This is a genomic window from Acinetobacter sp. YH12235, from assembly GCF_013417705.1.
In the GTDB taxonomy this organism is placed as follows: Bacteria; Pseudomonadota; Gammaproteobacteria; order Pseudomonadales; family Moraxellaceae; genus Acinetobacter.
Map to the genome: position 1 here is coordinate 77,939 of NZ_VPDL01000010.1, position 12,567 is coordinate 90,505.

General features: G+C 42.3%; 14 protein-coding genes. 12 read left to right on the forward strand and 2 right to left on the reverse strand.

What is annotated here, in order from left to right:
- The first annotated feature begins 31 nt into the window (after positions 1–31).
- From ung to FTV13_RS07215, 10 genes are all read left to right on the forward strand, one after another.
- A complete protein-coding gene (gene ung / locus FTV13_RS07170; protein ID WP_004783992.1) occupies positions 32–745 on the forward strand; it encodes a uracil-DNA glycosylase in 714 nt (237 codons plus the stop codon).
- On the forward strand, positions 742–1,863 hold the full coding sequence (locus tag FTV13_RS07175) for an enoyl-CoA hydratase/isomerase family protein (RefSeq protein WP_180011508.1): 1,122 nt from the start codon (positions 742–744) through the stop codon (positions 1,861–1,863). Before ung ends, FTV13_RS07175 begins: the two co-directional genes overlap by 4 nt.
- Before the next feature lie 6 nt (positions 1,864–1,869).
- A complete protein-coding gene (tadA, locus tag FTV13_RS07180) occupies positions 1,870–2,385 on the forward strand; it encodes a tRNA adenosine(34) deaminase TadA (protein ID WP_180011510.1) in 516 nt (171 codons plus the stop codon).
- A gap of 62 nt (positions 2,386–2,447) precedes the next feature.
- On the forward strand, positions 2,448–2,882 hold the full coding sequence (locus tag FTV13_RS07185; RefSeq protein WP_180011512.1) for an SRPBCC family protein: 435 nt from the start codon (positions 2,448–2,450) through the stop codon (positions 2,880–2,882).
- 14 nt (positions 2,883–2,896) lie between these two features.
- Positions 2,897–3,580, forward strand: coding sequence for a (d)CMP kinase (gene cmk, locus FTV13_RS07190; RefSeq protein ID WP_179992441.1), 684 nt, complete (start codon positions 2,897–2,899; stop codon positions 3,578–3,580).
- A gap of 110 nt (positions 3,581–3,690) precedes the next feature.
- The gene (gene rpsA, locus FTV13_RS07195) at positions 3,691–5,367 is read left to right on the forward strand and encodes a 30S ribosomal protein S1 (protein WP_004783987.1); all 1,677 of its coding nucleotides are present in this window, start codon (positions 3,691–3,693) and stop codon (positions 5,365–5,367) included.
- Between the two features lie 164 nt (positions 5,368–5,531).
- The gene (locus tag FTV13_RS07200) at positions 5,532–5,837 is read left to right on the forward strand and encodes an integration host factor subunit beta (protein ID WP_005097312.1); all 306 of its coding nucleotides are present in this window, start codon (positions 5,532–5,534) and stop codon (positions 5,835–5,837) included.
- Between the two features lie 22 nt (positions 5,838–5,859).
- On the forward strand, positions 5,860–6,225 hold the full coding sequence (locus FTV13_RS07205; protein ID WP_005236124.1) for a lipopolysaccharide assembly protein LapA domain-containing protein: 366 nt from the start codon (positions 5,860–5,862) through the stop codon (positions 6,223–6,225).
- 243 nt (positions 6,226–6,468) lie between these two features.
- Positions 6,469–7,149: an orotidine-5'-phosphate decarboxylase gene (gene pyrF, locus FTV13_RS07210; protein ID WP_166139453.1), complete on the forward strand. Its 681-nt coding sequence runs from the start codon at positions 6,469–6,471 to the stop codon at positions 7,147–7,149.
- Positions 7,150–7,236: 87 nt separating this feature from the next.
- On the forward strand, positions 7,237–7,458 hold the full coding sequence (locus FTV13_RS07215) for a hypothetical protein (RefSeq protein WP_005236122.1): 222 nt from the start codon (positions 7,237–7,239) through the stop codon (positions 7,456–7,458).
- 101 nt (positions 7,459–7,559) lie between these two features.
- On the opposite strand, the gene FTV13_RS07220 is transcribed toward FTV13_RS07215, so the two are convergent.
- The gene (locus FTV13_RS07220) at positions 7,560–8,468 is read right to left on the reverse strand and encodes a lysine exporter LysO family protein (RefSeq protein ID WP_179992442.1); all 909 of its coding nucleotides are present in this window, start codon (positions 8,466–8,468) and stop codon (positions 7,560–7,562) included.
- A 65-nt stretch (positions 8,469–8,533) separates the two neighbouring features.
- Positions 8,534–10,030 (reverse strand): NAD(P)/FAD-dependent oxidoreductase, encoded by a 1,497-nt coding sequence (locus FTV13_RS07225; protein WP_180011515.1) that lies wholly within the window; start codon positions 10,028–10,030, stop codon positions 8,534–8,536.
- A 144-nt stretch (positions 10,031–10,174) separates the two neighbouring features.
- Here FTV13_RS07225 and FTV13_RS07230 point away from each other — a divergent pair, with 144 nt between their 5' ends.
- Both FTV13_RS07230 and zapE read left to right on the forward strand, forming a co-directional pair.
- Positions 10,175–11,182 (forward strand): AraC family transcriptional regulator, encoded by a 1,008-nt coding sequence (locus FTV13_RS07230; protein ID WP_166135051.1) that lies wholly within the window; start codon positions 10,175–10,177, stop codon positions 11,180–11,182.
- 83 nt (positions 11,183–11,265) lie between these two features.
- Positions 11,266–12,417, forward strand: a complete 1,152-nt coding sequence (gene zapE / locus FTV13_RS07235) for a cell division protein ZapE (RefSeq protein WP_104425963.1) — start codon at positions 11,266–11,268, stop codon at positions 12,415–12,417.
- Positions 12,418–12,567 lie beyond the last annotated feature (150 nt).

The window sequence follows — 12,567 nt, forward strand, 5'->3', positions numbered from 1 at the left end:
ACGCAGACTGACATAGATTTAGGATTGAAGCATGTCTTTAAATGAACAGCAAATTGCGAAACTGAATAAAGTTCAGTTAGATGACAGCTGGAAATATGGACTCAGTGAGTTTTTATTGAGTCCAAAAATGGATGCGTTAAAAACGTTTTTAATTGAAGAAAAAAAAGCAGACAAGGTGATTTATCCACCGAATCACCTGATTTTTAATGCTTTGAATACGACGCCATTAGACCGGGTTAAAGTGGTGATTATTGGTCAGGATCCTTATCATGGTCCGAATCAGGCGCATGGTTTAAGCTTCTCGGTGCAAAAAGGGGTTGCATTACCTCCATCTTTACGTAATATTTTTCATGAGTTACATAATGATTTAGGCGTAAAAATCCCTAAACATGGTGATTTAACTCATTGGGCGGAACAAGGTGTACTTCTGCTCAACGCTGTACTGACCGTAGAGGCAGCACAGCCAACTTCACATCAGAAACGTGGTTGGGAAGAATTCACAGATCACGTCATTGATGTATTGAATGAACAACGTGAGCATATCGTTTTTATTCTTTGGGGCGCATACGCACAGCGTAAAGGACAGCGCATTGATCAAAATAAACACCTGGTCTTAAAGGCAGCACATCCTTCGCCTTTGTCAGCAAACCGGGGTGGTTTTTTTGGTTGTAAAGTTTTTTCGAAAACGAATAATTATCTCAAACAACATGGCATTGAGCCTATAGATTGGCAGCTGGACGCATGACTTATTCTCCTGTAACTAAACCTTACCATCCGGACCTGATTGTTGAACAAGCCAACAATGGCTGGCGCATTGTACGCCTGAATCGTCCAAAATCATTACACGCTTTAGATGAATCTCTGGTTTCTGCACTACTGGAAGTTTTTCAGGACTTTCATACAGATGATAGCGTAAAAGCGATCTGGCTGGATTCAACTACCCCGAAAGCATTTTGTGCCGGTGGCGATGTACGTAAGCTGCGTCAGTTAGTAATTAATGATGAAGTGGCAACCGCTAATAAGTTTTTTGAACAGGAATATGCGCTAGATCTATTGCTGCATAACTATGCCAAGCCGGTATTGGTGTGGGGTGAAGGTTATGTTATGGGTGGTGGTTTAGGCCTGTTTATGGCGGCTCCATTCCGTTTGGTGACGCCGTATTCACGTCTGGCCATGCCTGAGATTAATATTGGTTTATATCCAGATGTGGGTGCGACCCGCTTCCTAGCAGACCGTGGAGCGATTGGCCTGTTTACAGGTTTAACGGGTTCCATTATGACTGCTGCGGGTGCTTACGGTATTGGCTGGGCGACTCATATCTGTGATGCACAGCGTGATTCAGTATTAGATAAGGTCGTAAATATAGACTGGGAACATTATCCAGCTGGGGATTTCCGTGCGATTGATGACACCTTGAACAGCATGCACCGTCCGGTAGGCCCGGGTCCTTTGCAAAACTCACTGGATGTAATCCACAGTGTATGTCGTGGCGTAAACTTCGAGCACGATTATGAATCGATTATTGGTTTAAGTGATGCGCGCAGTGACTGGTTGCGTCAGGCCAGCGAAAACCTGCAAAAAGGTTCACCTGCAACCGCTGCTCTAAGCTGGTTATTATGGCAATGGGGTAAACAGGTTCATTCATGGAATGAAATTTTTGAACTGGAAACCCAGATTTCAGATTGGAAAATCCGTCATCCTGATTTTGTTGAAGGTGTACGTGCACGACTGGTTGATAAAGATCTGTCTCCAGAATGGCAAAAGGGTAGTGATTTAAGCCTGAAAGGCATTCTGTCTCAGAATCCACCGGTAACCACCATTGAAAGCTGGAATGAGCTACTCAAGCACTATGATGTGATTTAAGTCTGAATGTCCGAAACACAATTTACCGATGAATACTGGATGCGGCTTGCTTATGAGCAGGCTGCACTTGCTGCTGAGCAGGGTGAAATTCCTGTAGGTGCGGTGATTGTCAGTCAAAATCAGGTCATTGGCCGTGGCTACAATGCGCCTATTTCTTTAAATGATCCGACTGCCCATGCTGAAATCGTAGCATTACGTGAAGCCTGTCAGAACCTGAAAAACTACCGCCTGCCTGAAGATGCTGTCCTCTATGTAACTCTGGAACCGTGCACCATGTGTGTGGGTGCACTGGTGCATTCGCGTATTTCACGGGTCGTCTTTGGTACAACTGAGCCCAAAGCAGGTTCTTTGGTGAGTGCACGCAAGCTTTTTGAGACTGGTTACTATAATCATGTATTTCTATTTGACTCGGGCTGTATGCAGCAGCAATGTGCTGAGCAGTTGAGTGCATTTTTCAAGTTACGCCGTGAACAGAAACGCCAGCTGAAATTGCAAGAAAAATTACTGAATGCTCATAAATAAATCGAATCTAATTCGTTAAACTTTGCTCACTTTAAAATCATTTATTTTCAGGAAAAAGAAAAATGAAAAATGCGATTCAGGTAAAAAAAGAATTCCCAGCAGCGATTGATAAGGTTTTTGAATTGCTGTCTAAACACGATGCTTATAACGTGGCTTTTGCACCAATGCAGGTGGAACGGATTAAGGATTCGGCAGACCCTGAGCGCCCAGATGGTGTGGGTTCTGTGCGTAGCATGGGTTTAGGTCCAGTCAAGCCGCTAAAAGAGCAAATTACCTTGCTAGAGCCGAACTCCCGTATTGAATACAAGATCGTAAAAAATCCTTTGATTAAACATCATTTGGGTATTATTGCGTTTGAAGCATTGGACGATAACAAAAGTCTGGTGACTTATACGATAGAATTGCAGGCACGTCTTCCATTTGTCAGTAAATTAATTCTTGCACAGCTCAAGACAGGGATTAAACTAGGCCTCGCAAAACTTGCAAAATCTGTATAAATAACGGGAAAGTAATGACAGTTCAAATTATTACCATTGATGGTCCAAGTGGATCTGGCAAAGGCACACTGGCTGCAAAACTGGCAGCACATTACCATTTTCATTTACTGGATTCAGGGGCTTTGTATCGTTTATTAGGACTGTCATTGCATCACCATAATTTACTCGATGAACTGGATACTAAACTGGCTGAATGCGTACAAATTGCAACAAATTTGGATATCCAATTTGTCAGCACTGAATCAGGTGTTCAGGTATGGCTGAATGGTGAAGATGTCTCCCAAACTATCCGTACCGAACGGGTCGGTGAGTATGCGTCAAAAGTTGCTGCAATTCCTGAACTTAGAACTGCTCTGGTGGCCCGTCAACATGCTTTTGCTCAAGCTCCTGGTCTAGTGGCAGATGGCCGCGATATGGCGACCAGTATCTTCCCAGATGCACAAGCCAAGATTTATTTGACAGCTTCGGCTGAATCCCGTGCGCAAAGACGTGTAAAGCAGTTGCAGGGTATGGGGCTGGATGTTAAAATAAACGACATTTTAGCTAATATCGAAGCACGGGATAAACGAGATATGGAACGCACTGTCGCTCCGCTCAAACCTGCTGCTGATGCGTACATTATCGATAGTTCAGATTTGAATATCGATGAAGTATTCAAGCTGATGACCACATATGTGGATCAGCAATTAGCTCAATAACCCTATTATTTCAGCAGACGCATAGCTTGATCAGTTTTATATGGACTATGTAGATGCTTAATTAAACCGGCCTTGTCTGATCCAAGACCGCTGACTTTATCGGATATATCATGACCGAATCTTTTGCAGCCCTCTTTGAAGAAAGCGAATTAAACCTCAACGTTGAAAAGGGTGCAGTCATCCAAGGCGTTGTAGTAAGCATCGACTCTGATTGGGTAACTGTTGACACTGGCCTTAAATCTGAAGGCGTTGTTGACCGTGCTGAGTTCTTAAATGAACAGCGCGAACTTGAAGTTCAAGTTGGCGACACTGTAGACGTAGTTGTTGAAGCACTTGACAACGGTATGGGTCAAACAGTTCTTTCTCGCGAAAAAGCTAAACGCGCTGAGACTTGGACTAAACTTGAAAAAATCTTTGAAGACGGCGAAATCGTTACTGGTGTTATCTCTGGTAAAGTTAAAGGCGGTTTCACTGTTGACATCGGTCCAGTTCGTGCGTTCCTTCCAGGTTCTTTAGTTGATACTCGTCCTATCCGTGATACTACTCACTTGGAAGGTAAAGAGTTAGAATTCAAAGTAATCAAACTTGACGCTAAACGTAACAACGTTGTTGTTTCACGTCGTGCTGTTATGGAAGCTGAATCTTCAGCTGACCGTGAAGCTCTTCTTGCTCAGCTTGAAGAAGGTCAAACAGTTACTGGTACTATCAAAAACCTTACTGACTACGGTGCATTCGTTGACCTTGGCGGTATCGACGGTCTTCTTCACATCACTGATATGGCTTGGAAACGTATCAAGCACCCATCAGAAGTTGTTGAAGTGGGTCAAGAAGTTACTGTTAAAGTACTTAAATTCGACCGCGAACGTAACCGCGTATCTTTAGGCCTTAAACAATTAGGTGAAGATCCATGGTTAGCGATCATGAGCCGTTACCCTAAAGGTTCTATCGTTAAAGCTCGCGTAACTAACCTGACTGACTACGGCTGTTTCGCAGAAATCGCTGAAGGCGTTGAAGGCTTAGTACACGTTTCAGAAATGGACCACACTAACAAAAACATCCACCCATCTAAAGTAGTTCAGATCGGTGACGAAGTTGATGTTATGGTTCTTGAAGTAGACGAAGAGCGTCGTCGTATTTCTCTTGGTATTAAACAAACTCGTGCTAACCCATGGGAAGAGTTTGCTAAGAACCACGACAAAGGTGAAAAAGTTTCAGGTACTATCAAGTCAATCACTGACTTCGGTATCTTCATCGGTTTACCAGGCGGTATCGATGGTCTAGTTCACTTGTCTGACATCTCTTGGAACGAACAAGGCGAAGAAGCGATCCGTCGTTACAAGAAAGGTGACACTGTTGAAGCAGTTATCCTGTCTGTAGATGCTGAAGGCAACCGTATCAGCCTTGGTATCAAACAATTGAACAGCGATCCGTTCAACGATTTCTTAGCTGCTAACGAACGCGGTGCGCTTGTTAAAGGTACTGTAACTGCAGTTGACGCTAAAGGCGCTACTGTTAAGTTAGCTGATGAAGTTGAAGCAACTCTTAAAGCATCTGAAATCAACCGCGACCGCGTTGAAGATGCGACTAAATTCCTAGAAGTTGGTCAAGAAGTTGAAGCTAAGATCATCAATGTAGATCGTAAATCTCGCTCTATCAACTTGTCTATCAAAGCGAAAGACGAAGCTGAAGAGAAAGAAGCTGTTGCTAACCTGAAAACAGCTGCTGCTGGTCAAGACAATGGTCCTAAAACTATTGGTGACTTGATCAAAGCGCAAATGAATCACTAAGAGTAGATGGTGAATTGTATTGTTAATGTAAGTTAAGTAATACTTTTTACACAAATACTGTAAACGGTAGCGTAGTATTTAATTATTGCGCTACCGTTTTGTATTTAAACAGGTTATTATCGGAAAATAGATCCCGAGTAGCTTGATAATTAAAGAGGTCGCAGATGACTACTGAAGCACTTAATAAGTCTGACTTAATAGAGCGCATCGCGCTAAAGAATCCGCATTTGGCTGAACCTTTAGTGGAAGAAGCAGTTAAAATTATGATTGATCAAATGATTGAAGCTTTATCATCTGATAACCGTATTGAGATTCGCGGGTTTGGCAGCTTTGCATTGCATCATCGTGAGCCTCGTGTGGGTCGTAATCCTAAAACTGGTAAATCTGTTGAAGTTGCAGCAAAAGCTGTTCCACACTTTAAGCCAGGTAAAGCACTTCGTGATGCAGTAAACGAATCTGCAAACAAATAAACAAGATATTTACGGGGTGTTCATGCGTTACGTTCTGGTCATTCTTTTATTGCTCGTCTTTGGCTATTCATTAGCTTTGGTGTTGCAAAACGGGACTGAGGTCTCAGTGGACTTGTTATTTACTCAAGTTCCTGCAATGCGCTTAGGGTTATTGCTCCTTTTGACTCTTTCCTTAGGAATAGTGGTTGGCTTGTTACTCGGTGTGCAGGTTTTCCGCGTTTTTCAGAGTAATTGGGAAATTAAACGACTACGTAAAGATATTGAACATCTACGTAAGGAACAGTTGAATACTGCCAAGATGATGGCAGCAGAAGCGGCAGCTCATACACGACATGAGAAAACAGTATTAGATATTAATTCTAATGACAGGCCATCGGCACCGCTTTAGACAAAAATGAGAAGTCGAAGTAATCTACTGATTTTTTTACTTCGCCTGTTTTGATTAAACGCCTTTTAGCTTAGCTTCTAAGGCGTTTTTTTATTGTTAAATTATATTTAGAAAAAATATATAAAAATTATATAAATAAATGACTTAATTTGAATCAAAAAATCATTTTTGCGAAAATATTCTTGGTTGTTATAGGGCTAATCCGTATAATGGTTTAATTTTGTCAATTTGAAGGGTCTTCTCATGAGTATCATCGTTGCACTGGATGCTAAAAGTCAATTTGATGCCTTAACGATTGCAGAGCAGCTCGATCCTGCCTTATGTCGAGTAAAGGTGGGCAAAGAGTTATTTACTCATGAAGGTCCTATCATTGTAAAAGCACTTCAAGACAAAGGTTTTGACGTGTTTTTAGATCTGAAGTTCCATGATATTCCGAATACCACTGCACAAGCGGTATGTGCTGCGGCAGACTTGGGCGTGTGGATGGTCAATGTCCACGCTTCAGGTGGTCGTAAAATGATGGAGACCTGTGTTGAGCGTTTAAAAGCAGGTAACTATAAGACTCAACTCATTGCGGTAACTGTGTTGACTTCAATGGGGCGTGAAGACTTGAAAGATATTGGCTTGGATATCGAGCCTAATGAACATGTAAAACGTCTGGCTCAACTCACCAAAGACAGTGGCCTGGATGGGGTGGTCTGTTCCGCACAAGAAGCGAAAATGCTGCGTGAAACCATTGGACAAGACTTTGCACTGGTCACTCCTGGGATTCGTCCTGAAGGTTCAAATGCAGACGATCAAAAACGTATTGTGACACCAAAGCAGGCAATGCTGGACGGATCAACACATCTGGTGATTGGTCGACCAATTACCAAGTCTGAAAATCCTCGTCAAACCCTAAAAGATATTCTGGCAACATTGTAATTCCGGTTACCTGATGAAAAGCCTTTCATATGAAAGGCTTTTTTTATACATTAAGAAAAGCTGTATAAAAATAAAAAGGAATTTCAAATGAGAATAATAAAGACACCAGAACAAAAGATGCTAGAACAAAGGCTGGAGATGGAAAAAATAGCAGATCAGTTCGAACAGCAGGAAAAATATAAACAACAGGCACAGTCGGGTTCATGGGACTGGATGTCAGGCCTTGATAGCATAGATATTGTAGAACTCGCTTCAGAGATGATGGAGACAGTAGGAGATTCATTGAGTAGGGTTGATTTGAATTTTTAATATTCCGTAGTTTATTTTATTTCTAATTGAATCCCCCTAAATCCCCCTTTATGAAAGGGGGACTTCTCCTCCCTTTAAAAAAGGGAGGTCGGGAGGGATTTTTAAATTACCGCCAACACACTTACCGCTACTGGCGCCAATACAGATAAAATAAAACCGCTCACCATGGCATGTGGAATAAAATCATTGCCACAGGCCTGTTTGACCATGGGTAAAGTCACATCCATCGCAGTCGCACCTGCAGCAGAAATTGCTGATCTTGGGTAACGCCAGCCGGCACAATACATCAGTAAAATCGCAAAAATTTCCCGAAACAGGTCATTCATCAGGGCAATACTACCCAGTTCTGCATTTCTCAGTTCTGTGACGACAACACCCGACATGGAATAAAAACCATAACCTTGCGACAGCATAATCAGGTCTTTTAAATGAATATCTGGATTCCAGAAAGAATAGACAATTGCTGCCACGCATGAACCAGCAATACAACCTGCCGGAACCAGCAGGATTTTCCAGTTCAACCATGAGCGATCAAGTGGTGAATAGGCAAGATCCAGTCCAATCAGAAACATAAAGACCAGTAATAAATGCCAGGTGCTGATTTGAATAGAAAGACCCATTTGAGTGGAACTATAATGCAGCAAGTAGCCAGCGGCTAAGGCGAAGAACGCATAACTGATATTGATCAGTGATTTAATCACTAGCTCAGTGGAGACTCGTCCAGAAGAAGGTTGAAAATCTGCCCATTTAAATAGCAGATAACAACAGCCAAATGCCCCAATAGAGGTGAGAAAAGCAATTGTAATAGAGGTATTTAGAATCTGAGCAGGATGAGGTAATTCCGCTAAAAGTTCAGAAAACTCAAAAGCGATGGCAATCAGTAAGATATAACTAAAATAAGGAAGAACCTTAAAGCAGATTTTTGTGAAGGGAGCAGGAAGCCGTTTCGCAAAAACAAAGCCAAGTGCTAAACAGACCAGAAGTTGGGATACTAACCAAAGCGATTGCATAATAAAAAAGTATGATAAATCAGTCTTTATTATGCCATCGCTAGCACTATGTATGTGAAGGGCTTTTAACTGGCTTTATTTAAAAAATAGTAATCTGCCGCATTAAGGGTTTTGATTTTGAGCCAGTATTTCCAGGTATAAGTGGGCCACAAGGCAAAATTTTTCCCACCTTCCTGTTGATACCAGCTGACACAGCCAGATTGCCAGACCGTATTATCCAGCATATGTTGGACATCCTGATTGAATTTTTCCTGTACCTGATCTTTGACCACAATTGCATCACTATGTGATTGATCCACTAGAGCGATCATTTGTAGGATATAACTTACTTGGGCTTCAATCATGAAAAGCACTGAGTTATGTGCCAGCACAGTATTCGGTCCTAATAGCTGGAACAGATTCGGAAAACCTTTCACACAGATTTCATAATAGCTTTCGGCACCATCTTTCCAGACATCATTCAAGTGAATGCCATTCAAGCCAGTGCAATCAAAATTTTTCAGATAAATTCTAGGATCAGTAATAAATCCGGTACCGTAGATCAGGCAGTCAATCGGACGTTCTTTACCATCTGCTGTAATAATACTGTTTTCGGTCACTTCACGAATGCCTTCAGTCACTAGTTCCACATTTTTACGGTTAAAGGTGGGGAAATATTGATTAGACACCAGAATCCGTTTACAGCCCATGATGTAATCTGGGGTTAATTTCTTGGCAGTTTCCTTGTCTTTGACCTGATAACGAATATAAGCTTCAGCCAGTTTCTGAGCATATTTCATGACAGCTGGTTTAACGATAGGCACCACGCGTGATTCATTGGACCAGTACAGCCGAATACGGTGTAACTTGCGGAACCATTTATATTTGGAAAACGGCTTTTTTTCCAAGTCATGATATAGGCGCTCATCCCGTGGAATGACCCAAACCGCAGTGCGTTGCAAGACATAGAGCTGTTTGCATTCGGGTGCAATTTCAGGGATATATTGAATTGCACTGCCACCTGTCCCAATCGATGCGACATTTTTTCCCTTGAGATCATAATGATGATCCCAGTGAGAAGAATGAAAGATTTTGCCCTTAAATTTTTCAATGCCCGGAATATGGGGAATTTGAGGAATATGTAAAGGGCCAGAGGCAAATACTACAAACTGGGCTTCCAGAATGCTTTGATCCTGCAGATGGATCTGCCATAAGCATCGGTCTTGCTGGTAATGAACCCCAAGTACTTCGGTATTCAGCCGAGCAAAAGCCCGAAGATTATAATCACTGACTAAATCCTGAATATAGCTAAAAATTTCCGGTGCTTCGGCATAGCGTTTTGACCAGTCAGTTTTGGGAGCAAAGGAAAGGGAATACATATGTAATTGCACATCACAGGCCGCTCCCGGATACTGATTATCGCGCCAAGTTCCACCAAAATCGCTATCTTTTTCTAAAATAATAAAATCATGGATGCCTTGCTGCTGTAAACGTACTGCCATCGCTATCCCGCCAAAACCGGCACCGATAATGGCCACTTTGGTATAAGGATGAGTGTGGGTAAGGCTTGTATTGTCCAGCATCTTCGCATTCCTTGCTTATTTTAATAATGGATAATTATCTTGATTTATTAACTGGCCATTAGATATAAAATTGATCTAAACGGCAATAGCCGACTGCTTATTTTTATAGTACAACTAGAGCTATCACATTGTATTTGTATGGTTATGAAACGTTCTGTTCTCAGTCTGATGTATCTGATCCAGGGCATGCGCAAGGCTGGCATAGAGGTCGATCAAAAACTGCAAAATATCGGCTTGCGTGTTGATGCGCTTGATCCGACTTCAATTATTCACCCAAGCGTGGAATATGATGTGCTCAAGGTGGTGGGTCAGGATATCCAGCCAGAACAGGGTTTATTGATCGGCCAGCATTATGCATTGGCAGGTTATGGGCCTTTGCTGATGTTGTTGGTGACCAGTCCTACTGTACGTGATGCGATGCACCAGGTGATTCGTTTTCAGCAATTGACGCATCTTACCGGTCAGTTGGGAGTGGAGCAAAGTGAGTACCGCAGTGCGCTTTGCTATTATCCCAAGAAAACGGAAGATCATCTGGGAATGCTGGTCGCGCAAGCTGAGATTTCAGGTACTTTCAAGTTCATTCGCGATATTTACAAGATGATGGGTTTGTCCAAGCCTGACTTGCAGATTGAACTGCCTTTCGCCGCACCGGAACAACCTGCTACCCAGAAAATCTATCATGATTATTATGGAACACAGGTACAGTTTGGTGCTGCAAGAGCTGCATTCTGGTTTGATGAGGCCATTTTGGATATCCGAATTCCTTCAGCAGATGCGGAGACCTTTGCAGTCTATGAAGCAAAGTGTCTGACTGAACTGGAACGTCTGGCGGAAGATGCTGATGTCCCGACTGTGGTACAGCGAGTACAGGATTATCTGGAGCTGCAAACCGGTTTGATGCCGAGTATGGCTGAAACGGCTCAGGCTCTGAATATTCCAGAACGTACTTTACGCCATCAATTACAGCAGTTCGATACCAGTTATAAACAGATTCGCGAAGAGATTATTAAAGATAAAGCTTTGCGACTCATTGAATATAAACAGTATTCGATTGAAATGATTGCAGAGTTATTGGGTTATTCCGAACCGGCTGCTTTTAACCATGCCTTTAAGCGTTGGTTTGGGCAAAGTCCTCGGCAATATATAAAATAGCCTAAGTTAGTTAATGCCAAAGTGTTATAGTGTGCGTTCTAAACTCCGCTATAATTAAACAGATCCTGAATAGTACGAAACCTATGTCCGATTTTAATTCACAGCACAGCACCGCTTTTAGTCCGATCTCTCCTGCAGAACGTTATGCACAGGCTTTGTCTTCAGGACAGTTTATGCCTGATGATGCACAGGCCATGGCAGTACATGAGCTGAATCGTACCTGGCTGGAATTAATTCAGCGCTTCAAAGCGTCTAAAAAAGCCTTTCGCCGTTTTCGTCGTCAGACTTCGCCAAAAGGCGTATATATGTGGGGCGGAGTAGGTCGTGGCAAGACCTGGCTCATGGATCAGTTTTATGAATCGATTCCATTTCGCCGTAAAACCCGTATGCACTTTCACCATTTCATGCAACATGTGCATCGTGAATTAAACAAGCTTTCGGGTCAGCGCAATCCTCTGGATCTGGTAGCGGATCAGATTTATAAAGATGCTGTGGTGATCTGTTTTGATGAATTCTTTGTATCTAACGTGACAGATGCCATGATCCTGAGTGATCTGTTCCAGAAGCTGTTTGAGCGTGGCATTACGCTGGTGGCAACTTCGAACATTGCACCAGATGGTTTATATAAAAATGGGATTCACCGTGACCGTTTTCTGCCAACCATTGAAATGGTCAAGAAAAACTGTGTCATTCTGAATGTAGATGCCGGTGTGGATTACCGTTTACGTGTCTTAAAGCAGGCGCAATTATTCAAATATCCACTAACGCATGATAATAAAAACTGGTTGGCACATCGCTATACCGCACTGACTCAAACCCAAACCTCTTCTCAAGAACCAATCATCATCAATAACCGCATTGTTGAAACTGTGGCACATACTGAAGATGTGTTGTGGTGTGAGTTCTCTGAACTATGCCTAAAACCGCGTAGTCCGGCTGACTTCATTGAAATTGCGAATATCTACAATACGGTATTGGTCAGCAATGTGCCGCATTTAACCGATTTCCTAAATGATGCCACACGCCGTTTTATTTATCTGGTCGATGAATTTTATGACCGTGGAGTCAAATTACTGCTGACTTCAGAAGATAATATTATTGATCTTTATAAAGGTGAGCGACTGGCTTTCGAAATTGAACGGACCCGTTCACGTTTGCTAGAGATGCAATCAGATGAATATCTGCATTCAGAACATCGCCAGATCGAGAAAATAGCTTCAAGTGAGCCTGAATAAATACAACAAGCGCTGGTCATGACCGGCGCTTTTTTATGCATTCCATTGCGTCAAAGATCGACAAGCTCAGCCAAACATGGCTTAATCTTGATCTAAATATGACCTTGTATAAAAAGAACGGACAACTTTTATTCAAAAATCTGAACTTAA